At 42.8% G+C, this 22,168-nt stretch carries 17 protein-coding genes; 10 read left to right on the top strand and 7 right to left on the bottom strand.

Features of this window, described 5'->3' with window-relative positions:
* The first annotated feature begins 6 nt into the window (after positions 1-6).
* A complete protein-coding gene (locus ACT3IB_RS12625; protein ID WP_491539374.1) occupies positions 7-2,061 on the top strand; it encodes an LVIVD repeat-containing protein in 2,055 nt (684 codons plus the stop codon).
* 175 nt (positions 2,062-2,236) lie between these two features.
* On the opposite strand, the gene ACT3IB_RS12620 is transcribed toward ACT3IB_RS12625, so the two are convergent.
* Positions 2,237-2,809, bottom strand: a complete 573-nt coding sequence (locus tag ACT3IB_RS12620) for a fasciclin domain-containing protein (protein ID WP_491539373.1) — start codon at positions 2,807-2,809, stop codon at positions 2,237-2,239.
* Between the two features lie 187 nt (positions 2,810-2,996).
* Between ACT3IB_RS12620 and ACT3IB_RS12615 the strand changes: the two genes are divergently transcribed.
* The 4 genes from ACT3IB_RS12615 to ACT3IB_RS12600 are packed head-to-tail and all read left to right on the top strand — an operon-like array spanning position 2,997 to position 7,245.
* On the top strand, positions 2,997-4,829 hold the full coding sequence (locus ACT3IB_RS12615) for a MutS family DNA mismatch repair protein (RefSeq protein WP_491539372.1): 1,833 nt from the start codon (positions 2,997-2,999) through the stop codon (positions 4,827-4,829).
* A 31-nt stretch (positions 4,830-4,860) separates the two neighbouring features.
* Positions 4,861-5,580, top strand: coding sequence for an SGNH/GDSL hydrolase family protein (locus tag ACT3IB_RS12610; RefSeq protein WP_491539371.1), 720 nt, complete (start codon positions 4,861-4,863; stop codon positions 5,578-5,580).
* A 5-nt stretch (positions 5,581-5,585) separates the two neighbouring features.
* Positions 5,586-6,542 (top strand): threonine/serine dehydratase, encoded by a 957-nt coding sequence (locus ACT3IB_RS12605; protein WP_491539370.1) that lies wholly within the window; start codon positions 5,586-5,588, stop codon positions 6,540-6,542.
* A gap of 28 nt (positions 6,543-6,570) precedes the next feature.
* Complete coding sequence (locus tag ACT3IB_RS12600) at positions 6,571-7,245, top strand: SIMPL domain-containing protein (RefSeq protein WP_491539369.1); 675 nt, start codon at positions 6,571-6,573, stop codon at positions 7,243-7,245.
* Between the two features lie 45 nt (positions 7,246-7,290).
* Here ACT3IB_RS12600 and ACT3IB_RS12595 read toward each other — a convergent pair whose 3' ends face one another.
* Positions 7,291-8,220 (bottom strand): PIG-L family deacetylase, encoded by a 930-nt coding sequence (locus ACT3IB_RS12595; RefSeq protein WP_491539368.1) that lies wholly within the window; start codon positions 8,218-8,220, stop codon positions 7,291-7,293.
* 14 nt (positions 8,221-8,234) lie between these two features.
* The gene (locus ACT3IB_RS12590) at positions 8,235-8,882 is read right to left on the bottom strand and encodes an arylesterase (protein ID WP_491539367.1); all 648 of its coding nucleotides are present in this window, start codon (positions 8,880-8,882) and stop codon (positions 8,235-8,237) included.
* 123 nt (positions 8,883-9,005) lie between these two features.
* On the opposite strand from ACT3IB_RS12590, the gene ACT3IB_RS12585 reads away from it, so the two are divergent.
* From ACT3IB_RS12585 to ACT3IB_RS12565, 5 genes are all read left to right on the top strand, one after another.
* Positions 9,006-9,725, top strand: a complete 720-nt coding sequence (locus ACT3IB_RS12585) for an ABC transporter ATP-binding protein (protein ID WP_491539366.1) — start codon at positions 9,006-9,008, stop codon at positions 9,723-9,725.
* A 20-nt stretch (positions 9,726-9,745) separates the two neighbouring features.
* A complete protein-coding gene (locus tag ACT3IB_RS12580; protein ID WP_491539365.1) occupies positions 9,746-12,292 on the top strand; it encodes an ABC transporter permease in 2,547 nt (848 codons plus the stop codon).
* Positions 12,293-12,558: 266 nt separating this feature from the next.
* Positions 12,559-13,680 (top strand): magnesium/cobalt transporter CorA, encoded by a 1,122-nt coding sequence (corA, locus tag ACT3IB_RS12575; RefSeq protein WP_491539364.1) that lies wholly within the window; start codon positions 12,559-12,561, stop codon positions 13,678-13,680.
* 54 nt (positions 13,681-13,734) lie between these two features.
* Positions 13,735-14,616: a universal stress protein gene (locus ACT3IB_RS12570; RefSeq protein WP_491539363.1), complete on the top strand. Its 882-nt coding sequence runs from the start codon at positions 13,735-13,737 to the stop codon at positions 14,614-14,616.
* 7 nt (positions 14,617-14,623) lie between these two features.
* The gene (locus ACT3IB_RS12565; RefSeq protein ID WP_491539362.1) at positions 14,624-15,649 is read left to right on the top strand and encodes an endonuclease/exonuclease/phosphatase family protein; all 1,026 of its coding nucleotides are present in this window, start codon (positions 14,624-14,626) and stop codon (positions 15,647-15,649) included.
* Positions 15,650-15,652: 3 nt separating this feature from the next.
* On the opposite strand, the gene ACT3IB_RS12560 is transcribed toward ACT3IB_RS12565, so the two are convergent.
* From ACT3IB_RS12560 to ACT3IB_RS12545, 4 genes are all read right to left on the bottom strand, one after another.
* A complete protein-coding gene (locus tag ACT3IB_RS12560) occupies positions 15,653-17,128 on the bottom strand; it encodes an OmpP1/FadL family transporter (RefSeq protein ID WP_491539361.1) in 1,476 nt (491 codons plus the stop codon).
* Positions 17,129-17,190: 62 nt separating this feature from the next.
* Complete coding sequence (locus ACT3IB_RS12555) at positions 17,191-18,495, bottom strand: hypothetical protein (protein WP_491539360.1); 1,305 nt, start codon at positions 18,493-18,495, stop codon at positions 17,191-17,193.
* A gap of 119 nt (positions 18,496-18,614) precedes the next feature.
* Positions 18,615-19,250, bottom strand: a complete 636-nt coding sequence (locus ACT3IB_RS12550) for a response regulator (RefSeq protein ID WP_491539359.1) — start codon at positions 19,248-19,250, stop codon at positions 18,615-18,617.
* Positions 19,251-19,289: 39 nt separating this feature from the next.
* Positions 19,290-22,151 (bottom strand): ligand-binding sensor domain-containing protein, encoded by a 2,862-nt coding sequence (locus ACT3IB_RS12545; RefSeq protein ID WP_491539358.1) that lies wholly within the window; start codon positions 22,149-22,151, stop codon positions 19,290-19,292.
* Positions 22,152-22,168: the final 17 nt, after the last annotated feature.

Below are 22,168 nucleotides of genomic sequence, written 5' to 3'. Positions count from 1 at the left end.
ATCTTTATGAACTCACTTTACAACCGCATCATTACCGTTGCCGGATTAGCGGGAGCAAGTAAACGCTGGCTGGGGCTATTATTCGTAGTAGCTTTATTCGGCACTTATGCCTGTTCTTCTTCATCAACGGTAACTGAAAATCAGCAAGAACAAACCATCGAAACATCCAATGTAAAATCTCTGGATGTAGTAAGTCCTCCCAGCCCAGATCCTCGCGTGGGTCTTAAAGCGGGATTATTCGATGCCGAAGACGCGATATGGAATCTCGAGATGCTTTCGACGACCCCACCGCCCAAAGACTTTATAGGCTCAACAAACTCTGACCTGGCTTTTAAAGGAAACTATGCCATTCAGGGGAATTATAATGGTTTCATGGTTTGGGATATATCCGATCCTGCAAACCCAAGTCTTGTGGTTGATTTCCTTTGTCCGGCTTCTCAAAGTGACGTATCTGTTTACGGCGACCTACTCTTTGTATCCGGTGAAGGACTGGGCGGACGTCTCGACTGCGGTACCGAAGGAGTTAATGAGCGAGCAAGCAAAGAACGATTGCGTGGTATACGAATTTTTGATATAAGCGACATCGAAAATCCCGAATATGTTTCCAACGTACAGACTTGCCGAGGATCACACACTCATTCAGTCTTAGACGATCCTCAGGATGATGAAAATGTGTACGTGTACGTTTCCGGATCAGCTCCGGTACGTCCCGATGAAGAATTACCAGGCTGTTCTTCGGCTCCTCCCTCTGAGGATCCAAACTCTGCCCTGTTCCGAATCGAAGTAATTCAGGTACCTTTGGATAGTCCCGAAGATGCCAAGATCGTTAATTCTCCACGCATCTTTGAGAATCTTACCGAAGCCCCTACCCACGGAATGTCTCCTGCTGATAAAGAACAAATTGAGAAAGCGAAAGCAGAAGGAGCATTTGTAGCTGAAATTTTTGGTCAACCCCGTATCATACCTGATCGTTATGTTCAGCAGATGCTTGCGCAAGTTGTAAAGCAACGCGGCGGCGAGGGCGAACCTACCGCACAAGACAGTGCCATGCTGCGAGAAAATATTGGCAAGATGATCGAAGAACGCTTTGGCGGTAATGATGATGAGGAAGAAAATCTTATGGCAAATCGCGGTCCAAATCAGTGTCACGATATTACATTGTATCCTGAGATCGGATTGGCCGGCGGAGCTTGTGAAGGATACGGACTTCTCTTAGATATTGAAGATCCTGCTAATCCCAAGCGTGTTGATGCGGTTGCGGATTCAAACTTTGCCTACTGGCACTCTGCTACATTCAATAATGAAGGTGACAAAGTTCTTTTTACGGATGAATGGGGCGGCGGCGGTCAACCGAAGTGCCGCGAGAAAGATCCTATGGAATGGGGCGCAAACGCCATCTTTACCATTGATGAAAACAATGAAATGGATTTTCAAAGTTACTTCAAAATGCCTGCGCCACAAACCCCAGAAGAAAACTGTGTAGCGCACAACGGCTCGCTGATACCCATACCCGATCGTGATATCATGGTACAATCCTGGTATCAGGGTGGTATCTCTGTGTTCGACTGGACCGATCCCAATAATCCTGTTGAAATTGCTTACCACGATCGTGGTCCTGTTGACTCTACTCGTATGCAGATGGGCGGAAGCTGGTCGGTATACTGGTACAACGGTGTTATTGTGAACTCTGAAATCGCCCGCGGACTTGATATCTTTGAACTGGAACCTAGCCCCTATCTCACCAAAAATGAGATTGCAGCTGCCAATACCGTTACGTTTGAGCAACTCAATCCGCAGGGACAACCGAAATACAATTGGCCTGCCACTTTTGCACTTGCGAAAGCATATGTAGATCAACTCGAACGAGGTGAAGGACTTTCTATGGATCAGATAACTAAAGCCAGGAAGCAACTCGCTGCAGCTGAAAAAACATCAGGAACAGAACAACAAAAACTTCTTGATGGATTGGCTGATGATATGGATAGCCGGGCATCAAAATCCAGTCAAACTGCGAAGGTCAACAAATTGGTTAACACTCTTCAAAAACTGGCTGATAAATAAGTCACTATTATTTAGAAGGGCATTTATTTGAACAACTATTAGCTCTTATTGGAATTGCTGAGACGCATTCCGATAAGAGCTTTTTTTTAAGGATCTTAAGAAACGAACGCATAGAAAATAAAGTCCGGAAACTTAGAACGCTACCGGACTTTATTACTCACCTTCCACAGCTCCCTTAGTATGCCACCAGAAATACCTTGTCAACAACGTGGACATAACCATTTGAAGCATCAACGGTACCTAGAATTTTGGCGCCGTTAATATATACCCCTTCATCTTTCTCTTCCGACTGAACGTAATGTCCCGTAGCCAGATACACGTTCATACCGCTGGCCAATTGATCTTTATCCAGCGAAGCGGGAGAAGCATGAGATGTTAATATTTTTGCCAACTTCGATTTGTTCTCGGGCTTCATCAAGTCATCGAGTGTGCCTTCAGGAAGTGCCTTGAAAGCTTCGTCAGTTGGAGCAAAAACCGTTAATGGTCCCGGATTAACCAAGACATTTTGAATACCTGCTGCTTCAATTGCTTTAGCCAAAATGGTATGATCTGGAGATTCTTTAGCAATTCGCAAAATATGTGCTTTAGACTCATCATCCACTACGCCGGCCTGTCCTGTGGTAGATGCAGAAGCTGACCGATTCTGAGTTGTGTTATTGGATTTTTCTTCTGTATTGCCACACGAAATTAATGCCATTGAAATTACCGTCACCAACACTAATGTGCCTACTTTATGTATAATATTCATAACTATTGAGGGTTTATTTTTTTGATATATCACCTAACAAGAATAAAAGATCTTTTTATCCTTTATTTGAATTTATAAAAAAATTATGCCTTGGCCAATAATAAATTATAGCTCTATTTTCTATCTGCATCTTTTCGCTGCTTTCTCTATCCTTTGACATAGTATTTATATTCCAACAAAACATTATATGCAAAACTATTCCCGACAGTCGTTAGCAAACGCGCTCAAAAATCAAGTCCGTCGTTTATCCGATAATATTGATGCACTTAACAAGCTAAGCAGTAGTCTCTCGATGGGTCGCCTTTTCGGTTTTGTGGGAGGCCTTGCACTGGTTTATGCGGCAGGAAATTGGGGGCCGGAATGGCTTTTCTGGATTACATTGGCAGCGTTTCTCTTTGGATTTAACCGGTTGATTACAATACACAATAACGTTGAGCGCTCTAAAGAAGAGTTTGAAATTTGGAAATCGATTCGGAAACACCACTTGGCACGCCAGCAATTAAACTGGTCAGATATACCGAAACGCAAACCTACCTCAAATTACGAAGACCATCCCTTTGCCAACGACCTCGATATAATTGGCAACCACTCTCTGTTGCAACTTATTGATACTTCCACCTACCAAGGCAGTACCGATGTACTTGCCAAATATCTGTTAAAGCGAGAACCCACGATTGAGGATGTCAAAGAGCGTCAGGAAATTGTCAAAGAACTTAAAGCAAAACCACAATTCCGTGACAAGCTACAGCTGCTGGCAGAACTCAACAGCAAGCAGGAGCTTAAAACCGACTGGAATCTCGATGAGCTGCTCGACTATCTACGGAACTCACAAGTGGTCAACTATACGCTTCCGCTAACAATACTTGGAGGGTTATCGGCTCTCAATATAGTGCTGCTGGCACTCTATCTCATGGGAACTATTGCTCCCTACGTCATCATTAGCTTCGTAGCATATTTAGTGATTTATAACTTTAACAGCGAAAAAATATCCGGGTTATACACCGAAGCGCATCAAATTGAAAAACAGCTCAGTCGCTTTAATCCTGTTTTACACTTCTTAGAAAATTACGATTATCAATCCAATAATCGCCTGAAAGCATTTTGTAAACCCTATTGGAGCAGTGATTATTCCCCCTCCAAATATGTAAAAAGCATTATTCGTATTGCCGGTGCAGCCTCTTCACAACAGAGTGAAGTTATCTGGGTGCTGCTTAATTTTTTAGTACCCTGGGACCTCTACTTTTCACAAAAACTGAGTACCTATAAGAAAGAACTCGCACCAAAACTGGACGAATGGCTCACACACTTCTATCAGCTTGAGGCTTTTTGTTCAATGGCCAATTTTGCTTGGCTAAATCCTCAGTATCTTTTTTCCTTGCCGGATGTTGAATCCTCAGTCCCTTTTTCAGCTACTGCCCTGGGACATCCACTTATCCCCCATAACGAGAAAGTAACCAATGATATCACTGTTGATTCAAAAGGCGATATTCTGTTGATTACCGGCTCAAACATGGCTGGAAAAAGCACATTTTTACGAACTATGGGAATCAACCTGTCCATGTGCTTTGCAGGAGCTCCCGTCAATGCTTCAACCTTTTCTGCGATCCCTTTTCGAATTTACAGCAGCATCAATGTAACAGACTCGCTGGACAATGGGCTGTCTCATTTTTATGCAGAAGTTAAGCGCTTGCGGGAATTACTTGATATGCTTAATGACAACCATGATACACCGGTATTTTTTATGGTAGATGAGATATACCGCGGTACCAACAACCGGGAACGCCTGCAGGGTAGTGAAGCATTCCTGAAAAATGTAGCCGGTAAAAACGGGGTGGGACTTGTGTCTACTCACGATCTTGAATTGGCACAGTTGGAAAAGTCCATCCCCGAACTCAGCAACTGGCATTTCGCCGAAACCATCGAGGGCAATAAGATGAGTTTTGAATACAAGCTGAAACCTGGCCCCTGCCCTTCTACCAATGCTCTTAAAATTATGAAAATGGAAGGATTACCCACCTAATTTTCAAATACAAACTCCTAACGATCACCGTATGATTATTAACCATCTGCGAATATTTACCTTTTTTATTGTACTGCTGACCATATTTTTATTAAGTGGGTGTCAGCAGGAATCAAAATCTACTGTTTACGACCAAGAAATTACCTTCGAACAAATTAGCTTCCTGGCTCTGGGTGATTCTTACACGATTGGCGAAAGCGTCGACAAAGAAGAGCGCTGGCCTGTTCAGCTTGCTGATTCTCTACGCCAGCGCGGCTATTCTGTTTCGTCTCCTGATATTATTGCCGAAACCGGGTGGACTACCGCTGATTTACAAGAAGCAATCAAAGAAAAAAATCCTCAAAAATCGTATGATTTGGTTTCGCTACTTATAGGCGTTAATAATCAATATCAAGGCTTGAGTTTTGATCAGTTTGAGCAGGAGTTTGAAGAATTACTTTCCCAAGCTATTACTTTTGCAGGAGAAGAGAAGGAAAATGTGTTTGTGGTTTCAATCCCCAATTATGGGGCCACACCATTTGGACAAATACGTAATCCTGAGCAAATACGGGAAGAACTAACACAGTATAATGAGACCGCCCGATCCATTGCAGAAGAATACGAGATCACATTTATCAACATTACTCCTATCTCTGAGAAAGCACTGGACAATCCTGAACTAACGGCCAGCGATGACTTACATCCTTCAGGAAAAATGTACCAGCAGTGGGTTTCAAAAATGCTTCCTTCAATTCTACCTAAACTACAGTAAATGATATGGAGCTACTCAAAGAAATTGAACAAGCTCACAAGCGTATTCGTGATGATGTTTTTCATACGCCGCTGATCTATTCACACTGGCTAAGTGACTACTGTAACGGTGATGTCTATCTAAAACTGGAAAGCGAACAAATAACGGGGTCTTTTAAAGCACGGGGCAGCTTAAACAAGCTTAAATGGATACAAGAGCAAAATATAACCAATCTGCCAGTTACGGCATCAACGGGAAATCACGGGCTCGGCTTTGCCCGTGCTTGTGACCTTCTTGGCATAAAGGGAAAGGTTTTTTTGCCCCATAATGCGGTGACATCCAAGGTTGAATCAATCAGCGCTTTTGATGTGGAAATCGAATTCCATGGGGATGATCCCTATACAACCGAAACCTTTGCCCGCAAGACAGCCGAGGATAACGGATGGATCTATATATCACCCTATAACGATCCGCAGATTATAGCGGGACAGGGAACCATCGGAATAGAACTGTTAAATGCTATGCCCCAACTTGATAATATTTTAGCAACTGTGGGAGGCGGTGGTCTCATTTCGGGTATCGGCGCGTATGTGAAAAAGCATTTACCCGATATACATATGATTGGCTGTCAACCCGAAAATTCCCCGGAAATGAGCGTTAGTGTACGTGCCGGTGAATACCGTGAAGTAAAATCAGAGCCTACCCTATCGGACGGTTCAGCAGGTGGATTTGAGCGCGATTCTATTACTTTTGAATTGTGCCAAAAGCTTGTCGATGATTTTATTTTAATTTCTGAAGACGAAATTGCCGACGCTATTCGTTCCATGATCAAGCACCACAGAAAGTTAGTGGAAGGATCGGCGGGTGTGGCTATTGCAAGTTTGCTTAAACACCCCAACAGCTTTACTGATCAAACAACCGTTATTATTGTTTGTGGTGCCAATATTTCTCAAGATAAATTACAATCAGTCTTGTGTGATTAACATATTTAACTTAAAAAACACGTATTCTATGAGAGCTCTTACCCTTTTCCTCGCACTATTTATTTTAACAACAAATGGACAAGCCCAAAATGAAATATCCATAAATGCCGCTGCGGAGGTACTGGTTCCGGCGGATAAGATTGCTTTTCAAATCAACCTCAATGCTGAGGGGGATACGCCTCAAGAAGCGTATGATCTTCACAAGGAACGGGAAAAAGTGTTAGTCAGGCAGCTAAAAAAGCATGATATAAAAGATAAAGATCTGAATTTTGAACCTATCTCAATCAATAAAAGACACAACGATTCATATCGAAATAAGGAAGAGAAACGTATTTATACGCGACAAAATGTTATTGTAACACTGGATGATTTTGACATCTATGAGCAAATACAGATTACGCTTATCGAAAATAATTTTGACGAATTCAGTGGTAATTTTACATCCAGCAAATCTGAGGAAGGAAAAAATGAGGCTCTCAAAGAAGCATTAAAAACTGCTCGAGAAAAAGCTGAAATTATTGCTTCAGAAACGGGTGTATCTATATCCGGTATCAAAAATATCAACCATTCCTATAGTAGTCGTCCGCCCCGGCCTATGATGGAAATGACCGCAAGCAGAGCTGCTGATAGCGGTTTGATGGAATTTGACCAGACCGTAAGCGTTACAGCAAATGTGTCGGTAACCTATAGATTCAAGAAATGATTTAAGCAAGAGATGTCATTGCTCAAAACAGTGGCATCTCTTTTGTTACCTCCGAAAATCCACATTGGGATTTCGATAAATGGGAACGTCATTAACGGCCTCAAAGAACTCCTTCGCTTTTCTTAAGGCTTCTTTATCATTACTAGCATACGGCCAATACTGCTCCACATTGCCGCGTCCCATCAAAAGCTGCATGGTTCCCTGCGATTTGTGCTCGGCAATCACCCAGTTTGCGATAATCTTGTAATCCAGCCGTTTATCAAATCCAAATTTCTGTGTCCGATCGAACTCCATCGGCTGTTGTCCCTCCATAAGCTTCGAAACCGGATATCCTTCCAACTGCGTATAGTTTATTTTATCTCCCAGTGAATCAACTATAGTCGTTGCAAAAACAAGGGGTCGCTCATCTTCGGGGAGTTCTTTTATAGCCTGCAAGGCTAAAATCGCTGAGGCTTTGTGATGTCCGTGCGTCGACTTTGAAGGCGTCATGGTAAATACAAAGTCGTACTGTTGCTCTTTCAATATTTTTTGCAGTCGCTGTTTTATCCAATCGATGTCCCACTTTTGCATCGGGCGACTAATGTCTTTTGAATATTCATCATCCACCTGATCGAAAAAGAAGTAGTTGCGCATACCTACAATTTTACCGCCGGCCATCAATTCCCTTTTGCGGATGCCAGGCAGATATTCACGACCCACTTCTTCCCGGTCCAACTCACGATTATAAATATAATTACCCAACGTTGAATATTTATATCCACCTTCGCCATTCGTCATAATGGCCAGATCTACAACACCATCCAACAAATGAGTAGTCTTAAATACCGTGGCTGCATAAAGCGCATCATCATCGGGATGTGCGGTCACCAGCAGTACTTTCGGTTCATAATCGAGTTCCTGAGCTTGGGATAACCCCGTAAATCCAAATAGAAAAAGTAAACTGATGATTAGAAAAATCCCTTTTATCCTGCGCATAATAGTAAACGCTTTTAATTAGAGTGAGTATCTGTTCTTTTTGATTGCAATATTGGTTTTAACACGTTCCAGGTTTTCTCAGCCAACAATCTGTGACCAGCTTCTGTCGGGTGGATTCCATCGGACTGCATTAATTCTGAATCGCCCCCCAAATCATCCAAAAAATAAGGAATTAGTTCAGCGTTATTTTCTTCGGCCAGTTTAGGATATATTTCCTTGAATTTAGTGGTATATTCGGGACCCAAATTAGGCGGCACCTGCATTCCCGTTATAACAATAGCGGCACTGGGGTATTTGGCTTCAACACGATCAATAATCTTCTGTAAGTTCTTTTTCGTTGCATCCAAATCAATACCACGAAGTCCGTCATTGCCTCCCAGCTCAAGTACAAACACAGATACCGGCTGACGCAACATCCAGTCAATACGAGACAGACCGCCGGCCGATGTCTCACCGCTCGATCCCCCATTCACTGTTTTGAAATTCCAATCCAGCGAATCAATTTTCTGCTGGATAAAAGCAGGGAAAGCATTTTCTTTGCCCACTCCATACCCTGCCGTAATACTGTCCCCAAAGAAAAGGATGCGTTTGGGTTTTTCCTGCCCAAAAAGCAACAACGGAAGCAAAAAAATCAAAACAATAGCCGTCAAAATTCGTTTCATAAATCAGTTAGCATAAATTATTGTTACATCATTTTCATTTAAGTTGGGAAACGCTTTCTTTTACGGAATGATTCACCCGCCGGTAGATGTTACTACCCATAATTCTATTACGATATTATTTTTATGGCTTTAAATCCAATACTGGAAGTTACAAATCTAACACAACAATTTAGAAGTGGGGAAAAAGAATTAACCGTCCTCGATCACGTCGACTTTTCGATAGAATCGGGCACCACCTGCTCTATCGTGGGCCCATCGGGCAGTGGCAAAACAACCTTGCTGGGACTTTGTGCAGGTCTCGATCGTCCAACAACCGGCGAAGTAACGCTCAATGGCGTAACATTGGGGCCGCTTAATGAAGATCAACGTGCAGAAGTTCGCAATAAACACGTGGGGTTTGTTTTCCAGACCTTTCAGCTGGTGCCTACCCTTACCGCTATAGAGAACGTGATGGTGCCTCTTGAACTACGAGGTGTAAAAACTTCTGAGGTACAGCGCAATGCTGAAGAATTGCTTACCCAGGTTGGGCTTTCTGATCGAATGAGCCACTATCCTGCTCAACTCTCCGGAGGAGAACAGCAGCGTGTGGCCATTGCAAGGGCATTCATCAATAAACCGAAGATTCTTTTTGCGGATGAACCCACCGGAAATCTTGACTCTGAAACGGGAGCCACTATTGAAGAATTACTCTTTGATCTCAATAAAGCACGCGGCACTACCCTTGTTTTAGTGACACATGATTTATCTCTGGCTGAGCAGTGCCAGCGTATCATCCGACTTAAAAATGGTAAGATCCATAAGGATGAATGGATTGACAATCCCACTGTTGAACAGGTTCAATAAGATTTTTAGACATTAGATTTATGTCATCATTCTTTTCTAAATGGTCATGGAAGATGGCCTGGCGCGATGCCCGATCAAACAAAAAACGATTATTCGTTTATATATCTGCTATTATTATTGGTGTGGCGGCGCAGGTAGCCATCACCTCATTTCGTGACAGCCTCAATAATACCATCAATAATCAGTCGAAAGAACTGCTGGGGGCTGACCTAGAAATTGAAACCGAGCAACCGCCCCCCGATACCCTTACCGCCTATTTTGACACCTTGGGCGGAGAACAATCCACTATTACAGAATTTCCATCAATGGTGTTATTTCCCAAAAATGGAAATACCCGTTTAGCTAATATTCGCGCGCTGAAAGGAAATTTTCCCTTTTACGGGGCACTCGAAACCATCCCGATCGAAGCAGCCCGAACCTTTAAAACAGATACAACGGCCTTGGTCGATCAGGCCCTGATGACTCAATTCAATATTGAAGTCGGAGACTCTATCAAGGTCGGAGAAGTAACCTTTTCGATTGGTGGTGGAATTACTAAAGTCCCCGGAGAAGCCGCAGCTGCTGCAATGGTAGGCCCGCGCGTATTCATTCCCGCTTCTATGCTGGAGGCCACAAATCTTATTCAGCGCGGCAGCCGTGTGGAATACAAGCAGTATTTTAAGTTTACGGATAATCGAGATATTACAACCATTGAAACACGGGTCGACTCGCTCCAGGATGCCCTGGGCATTGATATTGACACAGAAACCGTAGAAGAACGTCGCGAAGAAATTGGCGAAGCGGTCGGTAATCTCGGAAAATTTCTGAATCTTGTTGGATTTGTTGCCCTGCTGCTTGGTGGTATAGGTGTGGCAAGTTCCATCCATGTATATATCAACCAAAAGATCAGTACAGCATCCGTTCTTCGATGTTTTGGAGCTTCCTCTGATCAAACGATGAGCATCTTCCTTATTCAATCAATTGTTTTAGGATTTTTGGGGGCTCTTGCAGGTACGGTTATCGGAGTCGGTATTCAATATTTATTACCCGGCCTGGTCAGTGATTTCCTGCCTGTTAATGTTGAGCTGACAACCTCTTGGTTGGCTATTGGTCTTGGGCTCTTTACCGGCACGGGTGTTGCCCTTGCTTTCGCCCTGCTGCCGCTCCTTGCCCTCCGTAAAGCCTCTCCGTTATATGCTCTGCGTACTATGGAGGGATCAATTACTGCCCTGCTATCGAATAAGACAAAAACTATTATATATGTAACCGTAGCGCTTGTTGTCATGGGATATGCCACCCTATTGACTTCCGATTGGATAGTGGGCGGTATATTTACTGCAGGAATGATCGTTGCTTTCGGATTACTATGGCTCGTTGCAAAATTATTGATCAAACTCATCCGACGATACTTCCCTTCCCACTGGCCTTATGTATGGCGACAGGGATTGGCAAATTTATACCGTCCGAATAATCAAACAACAACCCTGATGCTTTCTTTGGGTTTGGGCATGCTGTTGGTCAGCACACTGTACTTTAGCCAAGATATGCTGATGGAAGAACTCGATTTTGCCACGCGAGATGATGCGCCCAACCTTATCTTCTTTGACATCCAACCCGATCAAAATGAAGGACTCAATCAGCTTTTAAAAGAAAAGGACATGCCGATTCTTCAAAACGTACCCATGGTCACCATGCGATTGGACTCACTCCGAGGACGAAGTACCCAAGCTATCGTCGACGACAGTACCAATGATATCCGCAACTGGGCACTGCGCCGTGAATACCGTTCTACCTACCGAGATTCGCTTATTGATTCCGAAACGTTGCTCAAAGGAGAGTGGATTGGACAAGCCCCCGATACCGGACGAGTCCCCGTATCAGCGGCCAAAGAAATTTCTGAAGATCTCAACTTGGAAATTGGCGATTCCCTTACTTTTGACGTCCAAGGGGTTCCGGTTGAAGCTTATGTGGGAAGTATTCGGGAAGTCGACTTCCAGCGGGTGCAGCCTAACTTTTTCATGCTGTTTCCAGCCGGGGTATTGGAACCTGCTCCGCAAATTTATGTTACCATTTCGCGGGCTTCCAGCCAAGAAGCTTCAGCCTCTATACAACAGTCGGTCGTACAAGAATATCCCAATGTATCGGCTATTGATGTCAGACGTATCCTGGAGACCATTAATAAGTTTATCGATAAAATATCGTTTGCCGTACAGTTTATGGCGCTGTTTAGTATTCTTACGGGACTTATTGTTCTTGCCAGCTCGGTGGCTACCAGCCGGTTCCAACGCATCAAAGAGAGCGTATTGCTACGAACAATCGGGGCCAGCAAAAAACAGATTATTCAAATACTTTCGGTGGAGTACCTGTTTCTCGGGATTCTGTCTGCCCTTACAGGACTTATTTTGTCGGTAGGTGCTACCTGGCTGCTGGGCTACTTTTATTTTGATATTACCTTTACACCCAATCTGTGGGTAATAATTTTGGGCACGTTGATCGTTACCGTACTTACCATTCTAATTGGTATGTTTAACAGCAGAAGTGTCTATAAAAAGACGCCACTCGAAGTCTTACGCATAGAAGCCACATAACATTATGGATATCGAACAAAAAACAAACCTAATCTCCATAATCGTGTTGTTGGCATGCATTTTAGCAGCTGTTTTAATCTATATGTATACAGGAAATGTTGTGCTCGTTCTCTTTATTGCTCCGCCGATAATCCACTGGATTATCAAGAAGCGCCAAGGTTCGGATTATATGTAACCTCCTTGCTAACAGCTATTTATATGCTTGTTTTAGGATTAAAGCTTAGCCATATTACTGGCCTTAAGCTTAATTTTAAAAAAGCATAGGTATGGCTCCCAGAAATAAGCTCAAAAACTTACTTCCAAGCATCCATTTTCGCCGATCAGGGGATCGAAAAAAACCCGGTTCTCCCCCTGGTACCGTGGAACATACGGGAGAACGTCACATGGATGAGGTCAAAATTACCGTTCATGACTATGATGAAGAACACATTGAAGACATTTCAATTAGTAAAATCCAAAAGGTCCAGCCTTATCTCGATGCCCCTTCGAAAACCTGGGTGCAGGTCCGAGGTCTGCACGACACCGAGAAGTTAAAATCAATTTGGGATTTCTTTGAACTACACCCTCTAATACAGGAAGATATTGTTCACACTGCCCAACGTCCCAAGGTTGAGGTATACGACAATTGCATCTTCTTTGTACTTCGTTTGCTGTCTTATTCCAACGGAGGACAAAAAATAAACAGCGAGCAAATAAGCATTGTGCTGGGCAAAAATTATGTACTTTCGTTCCAGGAAACAGATAACGATCACTTCAAACCTGTACTTGATCGATTATCTATACAAGCCTCCCGCGTCCGACAAAAAGGAGCGGACTACCTAACCTATGCTCTAATAGATACTATTGTTGACTATTATTTTAATGTGATTGAACATATCGGTGATGATATAGAAGCCTTGGAGGATGAACTTTTAAAAGATCCCGAAGACCACCTGTTAGAACAGGCACATAAAATCCGGCGCGAAATTATTTTCTTTCGCAAGTCTGTTTGGCCGCTTCGCGACGCCTTGAACACGGCCATCAGGGATGAATCTCACTTCATTGATAACAGCACTAAAATTTTCTTGCGCGATGTTTACGATCATATTATTCAGGTGATCGATAATATCGAGAATTATCGCGATATGGTTTTAGGGCTTCATGATATGTATATGTCCTACGTAAGTAACAGAATGAACGAGGTAATGAAAGTCCTCACTATCATTGCCACTATTTTCATTCCGCTTACCTTTGTCGCAGGTATCTATGGAATGAACTTTGATCCCGAAACGAGTCCCTATAATATGCCGGAACTAAGCTGGTATTGGGGATACCCAGCAGCAATGGGCGTCATGGGAGTCATTGCTGTTATTATGATTTTCTACTTTAAACGTAAGGGCTGGTTCTGAGATAAAAAGATATTTTTGTATTTTAAATAAAGTCGTTAATCAAATACTACCATCATGGAAAATATCAAAATACTTGTGCCCCTCGACTTCTCTGAGCTCGGATCAAAAGCCCTTCAATCTGCTGAAAAAATGGCTAAATTATTTAATGGAAGCATTACTCCTTTTCATTCTTACTTACCGCTTAATGAAGTTGATGGTGGGCCCTATATGTTTGGAATGGGGACTTCTACGATGGAAGATTTTGATGAAATAGAAGATGCCCTTCACGATCGGCTTGCTGAGCTGGCCAATGAAGAAATTGATCCCGCAATGGTTACAGAACCATTGGTATCTATTGGTAACCCGGCTCAATCTATAGTAGAAGAATCCGAAGATTTCGATATGATTGTGATGACTACTCATGGTCGCACTGGATTTTCTCGATTTTTCCTGGGATCCGTTTCCGAGAAAGTACTTCGAATGGCCCATGTACCCGTTTTGATTGTAAATGAAGAACGTGAGCTTACAAATTTAGAGCGCATAATGGTGACTACGGATTTCTCTGATCACTCTAAAGAGGCCTTTTCCGTGGCCATGGAAATTGCCAAAAAAGCCAATGCCAAACTTGAGCTGGTTAACGTAATGCCGTATGATCCACAGCACGAGGAAGAGCCTGACGAGTCAAAAAAGCAACTTCGCCAACAACGACTGAAGGTGTTAGCCAAAGAAGAGATGCACAAAATGGGTGATCTTTTAGAAACAAAAGTAATTATATCAGAAGAAACCCCACACGAGGCCATCCTCAATTACAACCTTGATAATCCACACGATCTCATCGTTATGTCCACGGTGGGCCGAACCGGCATCGACTACCTCATGATGGGCAGTACTACTGCAAATGTGGCCCGACATGTAAAAAGTCCGGTCCTTAGCGTTAACCCCAAAGCCAATAAGTAAACTGTTAATGAAGTTTTCGTTTCAAAAACTCTCCTTCTTTCTCACTGCAGTACTGGTTGTGTTAATAGCTTCGTGCGGCACCCCACATCAGGCTGAAGAAGACCCTGAGGAGGAGCAGGAAGAAGAACAAATTGAACAGAATGATCCTGTATCACCGGATGGTATTCTGGAAACCGTGACATGGAATATTGAATGGTATGGGGCGGAATCCAATGGCCCTTCAAACGAAATGCTTCAGACAAAAAATATTGTTGAGGTCGTAGACTCTTTAGATGCGGATCTCTATGCCTTTCAAGAGGTATCAGATCAACACGCCCTCAACAATATTACACAATATATGGAGGGGTACCGTGGCTTTACGGCCAGTCATGTGCCCAGAAATCAGGATATGGCCTTTGTTTACAATACTAATACCATTGACTCATTAGAAGTGGGAGAAATAAGTGATGTAAGGCAAGAATATCAAAACGATTGGTCTTACTATTGGGCCAGTGGACGTACTCCCCTGTTTTTCCGATTTAATTATACCTACCAAAATACGACCCGGGAATTCTATGCTATAGTCATTCATGGTAAAGCTAACACTAGCAATTATGCCGAATCTTATGAACGCCGTCAAAAAGCCGCTGAAGGACTTTATTACTATTTAAAGAATAATAAACCGGATGCCAATATTATTTTACTGGGGGACTACAACGATGATGTTGATCAGTCGATTTATTATGCTGATGAAGGTGGAGAAAATGTCTATCAGCAAACACCGTATGACGAATTTGTTGAGGACACCGAAAACTTTGATGTGATTACCAAACCACTATCTGAAGCCGACGAATCTGCGTCTATAGGATATGAAGATCTTATTGATCACATCACAATCAGCAATGAGCTGTTTGATGAGCATATACAAAGCAGCACTGAAGTATATTACAATCCCCAATCTTATATCGAAAACTACGGCAATACGACTTCAGATCATCTGCCTGTTTGGGCTAAGTTTGAAATATCCACTCAGAAAACCGTTTCAAACAAATAACCTTTATAATGTCATTCTAAGGCCGGCCATTACATTGAGGCGGGTAACCTCTTCTTGCACAACTTCGCTGACATCAGGCGTAGAATAAAGCGCATTTTGATCATCCCAGAAGCTGTACTGGATGCCAAAATCGAACATAAGGCCTTTGGTTAATACGGCACTAAATCCTCCGCTGATGAACTGGCGATCACTGCCGGGCCCATCCTGCGGGCTGGGAAAATAAGCGTATCCAAACCGAGCGGTAAAGGTATCATTGGTCTTATATTCCAGCCCCCCTCGTAAATTAACGACATCGTTAAATGCAGATCGTACGTTGCTATTGATATCATCTTCAAGCGGATTCAGATCCAGCTCATCAAAATTGATCTCAGCATTTGAATAGGATATCGCCTCGGCCGATCCTGACAGTGTAAGCTTTGGGATTCCCTTGAATGTCACACCTGCTTTAATTCTCTGCGGACGCGTAATAGTATATGAAAACGCGCCGGGTGCCTCATCAGAAAATTGAATCGTATTATCAAATGTAGTGGTTATTATCGTGTTGAATTCTTCATCGATAAAGAGTTTGGAAGGAAACTCGTAACTGGCAGCCAGTCGAAACTCGGGCGCAGGTTCATAAATAACTCCCAGCCTAGCACTAAACGCCTGAATTTCAGCATCTATGCGATCTTCACTTAAAATATTATCGATATCCGTATCGGGGTTACCGTCGCCATCAGAGTCAATAAAAGTGGCATTGTAGTCATCTTGTCGATCTGACTCTAAGAACTCTCTTCGATAGGTATATGTGCCGCTGTAATAGCCTATAGAACCTCCGACGTAGAAATTCTCCAAAAGTTCAGTTGCCAAAAAAAGCGAGTATTCCCCTGTCTTCCCACGTTCAGTCAGTTCCATATCCTGATTGATGCCGGGATACTGCTGGAATCCGATTCGGAAAATGGAAGAAGTTTCGGCAAAGGAGCTATCGGTAGTAGCAAAATCGACCGCATAGGCATCAAAGGCCGCGAAAAAGAGGCTATCATCACTGGTGGTGTTATAAAAATCAGTGATGGTAGAACGTTCATTTCTACCGGTAGCGGATAGTGCACGATTAAAATCTGTTGTTTGACTATAACCACCTCCCACAACCAAACTGCCCCGCGTGGTCGGCACTTTATAAACCAGTCCCAAATCGCCTATCCCCGTTTGGTTATCAGAATAGTTGGTGCTATTGCCCAAATAAGTGCCCGTTTCATCAAGGAATCGACTACTTAAGCCCATCGAGAGAAAGCTCTCATCAAACAGCGCCATCGATGCCGGGTTTTCCTGGTAGGTTCCGAAACCGGTAGCATTGCTAACCCCCGGTATCACCAAACTAACAGGATCATACGAAGGATATTCCAAGGTGTACCGCAAAACATCGTCCGCACTCTGAGCTTTAATCTGAGTAGTGGAGAAGATGAACAAACCTATCAGTAGAATAATACTTTTTTTTGACATACTTCTATCGTTCATGAGTTGAAAATGATATTCTTTGATTATCGTCGCTTAGTGTAATATTATCAGTTGCCGCGACTTCTGTCGGAACCTGATGAACCGCTATTGTCGCTTCGGCTTCGAGAAGAACTACTGCCCCGTGAACGTGAATTACCGGACGACGATTTACTTTTTGTCACCGAACTTCGATTAGTACTACTTGAGCTTCGATTTATATTTGATCTTCTAGTAGATGGGGAGCTGCTTCTGCTACGCAAAGTTTGCCCATTATTTCCATTTGTAAAGCGACTGCTGTTTTGTTCGAAAAAGTTCTTCATTCTATTGAAGAATGTTGTTCTCTCACTGTTGTTATTAATGCGAGAGCGGTAACTACTATTATTTCTATTATTATCTCTGATTCGAGCTCGAATCTGTTCTAGCTGTTTTTCATCAATTACAAGCGGTATCTCATCACCTCTGTTACGATAGCCATAGTCGAACCGACTTGTCTGACTGTTATTATTGATTTGATCCTGCCCCCTCGTTCGACTTCGACCTGCAGAACTGCTGTCACTGCTTTTTGTACGGTTCACCGATGAGCGAGCGGAAGTGCCTCGGGTGCGGGTTGTGCCTACCGATCGGGTGCGAACAGTTGATGAAGTGCGATTGGTTACCGCAGCTGATCGATCGCTATTAACCGTTCTGGTTCTATTTCTATCCGTATCAACTCGGTTTGTACCAATTGAGCGTGGGCCATAACGAACATTATTATTCTCTCTAACTCTATCATCAGAATAATATCCGTGGCCAAATCCAGACTTTCCATAATAATTCCAATATCCATACCCATAAGCATATCGACTATAATATCGATGCCAGTAATAGTCATAGTAATAGGGATTGTAGAATGGATCATAATAACCGTAACGATAGTTTGGCCATCCCCAACTTAAAGTAATCGAAATTCCATAATGGGGTCGATCATACCAGCGTCCATACAAACTATGAAAAGCCCACCGATCGTAACTAAAGGGATACCACGAATAAAAAGTGCTGCCTCGTACATACGGATATGCATTATATCCATACCAGTCGTTACCATAGAAGTTGTAAACATCCCCATATTTAGTGGCATACTCATAATCTTTATAATAAATAGGGATATATTCATCGGTTACTTCTTGCTTATTTTCTGCCTTTGCTAGATTCTCATCACTATCATTTTGAGAAGATTCGGCTTTCTCTTCCCCACTCCAAGAATAAACGGGCGTATCGTTTGTGGATTTCTTATCCGTAACCTTTTTCATGGTTTGGCTGTACTGAAGCTGCGTGTAGCAACCGGTAAGAAAAAGTGCTAACAAGGTGATTATAAACACTTTAAATAATTTCATAATAGACTCCGTATTTTACCCAAATTGGCAGAAGAAATTAGCTGCTTCTGTTATTGTCTATAACAATAGTATCAAGCAGCATCGTTGCATTCAATCACATATTCATGCGAAAGGATTTTTTATATTTCTCCTTTCAGTGACTTGGCAATAACTTCTGCTTTAGAATTAACGTGCAGCTTCTTGTAAATATTACGAATGTGAGCACGAACGGTATCAATTGAAATATCGTAGCGGTCAGCAATCATCTTGTAGCTAAGACCATCCACAAGTCCATTCACGATATCATGCTCACGGGGCGTCAAATCTGAATCGGTGTTCTTTTTCGGTGCATTTTCCTGAAAGTGATTAATTACCTTACGGGCAATCTGTGGGGACATGGGCGCGCCGCCACCAACCAATTTTAGGATCGATTCTTTAATCTCCGGCAGAGAGGTATGTTTTAGCAAATATCCCGATGCCCCGGCCCGCAGCGCATTGAATATTTTGTGGGAATCGTGATATACCGTTAGCATGATGATATCTACATCTTCGTACTTCTCTTTAATAAGGCCGATACCTTTTATTCCTGACATGCCCGGAAGCTGGATATCCATCAAAATAACATCTGGTGGGGGATGCTCTTCAAGATACTCCAACATCTCCTCTACTGAATCCACCGCAACGGGACATGACAGCTCCTCCTGCATATCCAAGTAGCGCTGTATCAAATCCCGAATTTTCTTGTTGTCTTCAACAATTCCTACTAATGGTGCCATAGTGCCGGATTTTTACATTTTAGACTTAAGCTATACTATTTAGTTACGATTCTCTACGATCACTTCAAAACCATTCTTTTCATTAAATGAAATTTCTGCATCAATTCGTTTCGCTCGCATTTCCATGTTCCGAAGCCCCTGTCCACTTTTTCGTGACCCCGAAACTTCACTTCCATTATCTTTTATCCCCATAGTAAATCCACTTGCATCCGCACATAATTTTACTTCCACGCGGTCGGCATTAGAATGTTTGGCAATATTATTCACCGCTTCTTTATATATCAGATACAGGTTTTCTTTTAACGATACATCCAGCTGTTGCTGCATATCACAGTCAAAATCATAGTACACCTTTCGATCCGGTAATACATTATTCATGTGATCCTGCATGCGATCCGTCAAATCTCCAACGGTATCGTTACGGGCATCAATAGACCACACAATGTCATCCAGGCTGGAAACTATTCTCCTGCTTTGTGCACCAATTTGCTTTAGGGATTGCTCCAGCTTATCCGGAACCTCCATTGTTTGTAAAAAATCGGATTGAAGCGCAATTTCTGTTAGGGCTGATCCCACATCATCATGAAGATCACTGGCAATCCGAACGCGCATTCGCTCCATTTCCACCATTTTTTTAACGCGGTAATAGTTATAAATAAACAAAATGATACCTGTCAAAGCGATAATAAGCAACGCAATAAACCACCATTGCAGCCAAAAGGGAGCCTGCACCGTAAAACTGATACTGGCAGTCTGAGGACTCCAATGCCCATTAAAATTTCGTGCCTTTACTTCAAAGGTATAGTCTCCGGGCATAAGTGCTGAATACCGAACCGAAGGCTGAGTGGTTTCCTGCCATCCTTCATTCGAATTTTTTAATCGGTAACGATATTGCATCTGATGGGGGGCCGTAAAGCTAATACCTATAAATTCAAAAGTGATATTACGATTATTACTTCCAATATTCACCGGCTCTTTGATTGATATAAGTTCCCCGGATACGCTTATGTTTTCTATATGTACTTTGGGAACGGCATTGCTAATTTTTTCTTTAGTGGGATCAAAAACGGATACCCCTCCTACTGATCCAAACCAAAGTCGTCCGCGGCTGTCCTTATAGGAAGCTCCGGCATTCATTTCGTTAGAGGTAAGTCCCTGATCAGTGGTTAACAGTCGGAATATCTGCCTATTTGTGTCTTCCGTTTCTGACTGATAGGCCTGGTAATCAAATCTTACAACGCCCTTATTGGTACCAATCCAGAAAATTCCACGGTCATCCTGTTCTATAAAGTAACAGATCTCATCAGGCAAACCATCTTCGGGGGTTATTGATTGAAAGCCATCCCCGGTAAAGCGCGCAATGCCTCCAAATGTAGCCACCCATAATTCCCCGTTATTTGCAATTAATACATCCAGAATACCATTATTGGGCAATCCATCCTGCAGCGTATAATTTGTAAACGTATTGTTCTTAATACGACTCACTCCCCCATACGTGGCCGCCCAAACGGATCCATCAGTGCCCCTTTCCAGTGCCATTACCGTATTATTAGCTAATCCGTCATCTTCGGTAAACTGATCAAATTCTTTATCTCGATACCGAATAATTCCCTCACCATAGGTCCCCAGCAAGATATCTGAACTATTCTGAGATGGTAAGATTGCACGAATTTTACGATGGGGAAGTTCATGCTCGTTAAAATTATTGAATGTCTCATAATTATAGATACTAAATCCCCAACGCGTGCCAACAAGCAACTGATTCTGATCGTCAGTGTGCAACGTATATACTTTGTTATCTACCAAACCATCCGAGGCATTGATAGTCTCAAGCGATTGTTCGTCAATTTTGGTTATGCCTCCACCGTAGGTAGAGATCCAATGATGTCCCGTATGATCTTCAGTAATTGAAGTAATAACATTATTAGGCAACCCATCCTCGATAGTATAGTTTTCAAATTGATCGCCCAGGAAAAGACTAATCCCCCCACCAAAAGTACCAAACCAAATATTACCCTCGGTGTCATAATAGGTTGAATGGATAATATTATTCGCTAATCCTTCATCCACGGAATAGTTTTCAAATTCCCCGGCCGAAAAGTAGCTGGCACCTTCTTCCGTACCCAGCCATAAATTATTTTTCCCGTCTGTAGATATGGATTGAATGCGGTTATTAATTAAGCCGTCTTCACTGGTAAAGCAACTAATTTCATCATCGGATATCGAACAGAGGCCACCGCGGCTGGCAACCCAAAGTTGTCCACTCTCAGTTAATGCAAGATCCCGAAGTCGATTGTCGGGCAATCCATGTTGCATCCTGAACGTCCTAAAATTACCATCTTCCAGTTTCGTCAGGCCGTCACGGGTAGCAAACCAAATAACCCCATTTTTATCCTCCAGAACATCCCGCACCCGATTACTGCCCATACCATGCACTTCTCTATACTGAGTCAACTGCTGGCTGGAATCCCAATGCCAAACCCCCTCACCATCCGTTGTAAACCAAAACTCATTTCTGCTGTCCTTGTAAATCGATAAAATCGAACTCGAATCCAGTGGCTCCAGCTCCGCTATCGTATGAATGCTATCTTTCCTCATGACGTTAACGCCACCTTCGGTTCCAATCCACAGCTGATTATTTCTATCAGCATAAAGCGACTGTATTCCGTTATTGAGCAAGCCATCCTCAACGTAATAGTTCTTAAATCTAACGCCGTCAAAACGGTTTAATCCATAACCGGTACCGATCCAAAGATACCCGTCTTTATCTTGGGTGATCGTATTAACAACCGCTTCACTTAAACCGTTTTCAATAGAGTACGTTCGGAAGGGGTATGTCTGCGCCTCCAGAGTAGCAGCTGTAATAAGCAGTAGTAACAATAAACTGATTCCTTTCTTCATAATTGTAAAATGGAAAC

This window comes from Fodinibius sp. GM21, assembly GCF_058386955.1.
The sequence above is the reverse complement of the archived record's forward strand: the minus strand, read 5'-3'. Positions and strand labels throughout refer to the sequence as shown.

What these genes read in the sequence shown, in the direction of transcription:
- ACT3IB_RS12625 (WP_491539374.1), top strand. Translation starts at nt 7, where the DNA reads ATGAACTCACTTTACAACCGCATCATTACCGTTGCCGGATTAGCGGGA.
- ACT3IB_RS12620 (WP_491539373.1), bottom strand. Translation starts at nt 2,809, where the DNA reads ATGAATATTATACATAAAGTAGGCACATTAGTGTTGGTGACGGTAATT.
- ACT3IB_RS12615 (WP_491539372.1), top strand. Translation starts at nt 2,997, where the DNA reads ATGCAAAACTATTCCCGACAGTCGTTAGCAAACGCGCTCAAAAATCAA.
- ACT3IB_RS12610 (WP_491539371.1), top strand. Translation starts at nt 4,861, where the DNA reads ATGATTATTAACCATCTGCGAATATTTACCTTTTTTATTGTACTGCTG.
- ACT3IB_RS12605 (WP_491539370.1), top strand. Translation starts at nt 5,586, where the DNA reads ATGGAGCTACTCAAAGAAATTGAACAAGCTCACAAGCGTATTCGTGAT.
- ACT3IB_RS12600 (WP_491539369.1), top strand. Translation starts at nt 6,571, where the DNA reads ATGAGAGCTCTTACCCTTTTCCTCGCACTATTTATTTTAACAACAAAT.
- ACT3IB_RS12595 (WP_491539368.1), bottom strand. Translation starts at nt 8,220, where the DNA reads ATGCGCAGGATAAAAGGGATTTTTCTAATCATCAGTTTACTTTTTCTA.
- ACT3IB_RS12590 (WP_491539367.1), bottom strand. Translation starts at nt 8,882, where the DNA reads ATGAAACGAATTTTGACGGCTATTGTTTTGATTTTTTTGCTTCCGTTG.
- ACT3IB_RS12585 (WP_491539366.1), top strand. Translation starts at nt 9,006, where the DNA reads ATGGCTTTAAATCCAATACTGGAAGTTACAAATCTAACACAACAATTT.
- ACT3IB_RS12580 (WP_491539365.1), top strand. Translation starts at nt 9,746, where the DNA reads ATGTCATCATTCTTTTCTAAATGGTCATGGAAGATGGCCTGGCGCGAT.
- corA (WP_491539364.1), top strand. Translation starts at nt 12,559, where the DNA reads ATGGCTCCCAGAAATAAGCTCAAAAACTTACTTCCAAGCATCCATTTT.
- ACT3IB_RS12570 (WP_491539363.1), top strand. Translation starts at nt 13,735, where the DNA reads ATGGAAAATATCAAAATACTTGTGCCCCTCGACTTCTCTGAGCTCGGA.
- ACT3IB_RS12565 (WP_491539362.1), top strand. Translation starts at nt 14,624, where the DNA reads ATGAAGTTTTCGTTTCAAAAACTCTCCTTCTTTCTCACTGCAGTACTG.
- ACT3IB_RS12560 (WP_491539361.1), bottom strand. Translation starts at nt 17,128, where the DNA reads ATGTCAAAAAAAAGTATTATTCTACTGATAGGTTTGTTCATCTTCTCC.
- ACT3IB_RS12555 (WP_491539360.1), bottom strand. Translation starts at nt 18,495, where the DNA reads ATGAAATTATTTAAAGTGTTTATAATCACCTTGTTAGCACTTTTTCTT.
- ACT3IB_RS12550 (WP_491539359.1), bottom strand. Translation starts at nt 19,250, where the DNA reads ATGGCACCATTAGTAGGAATTGTTGAAGACAACAAGAAAATTCGGGAT.
- ACT3IB_RS12545 (WP_491539358.1), bottom strand. Translation starts at nt 22,151, where the DNA reads ATGAAGAAAGGAATCAGTTTATTGTTACTACTGCTTATTACAGCTGCT.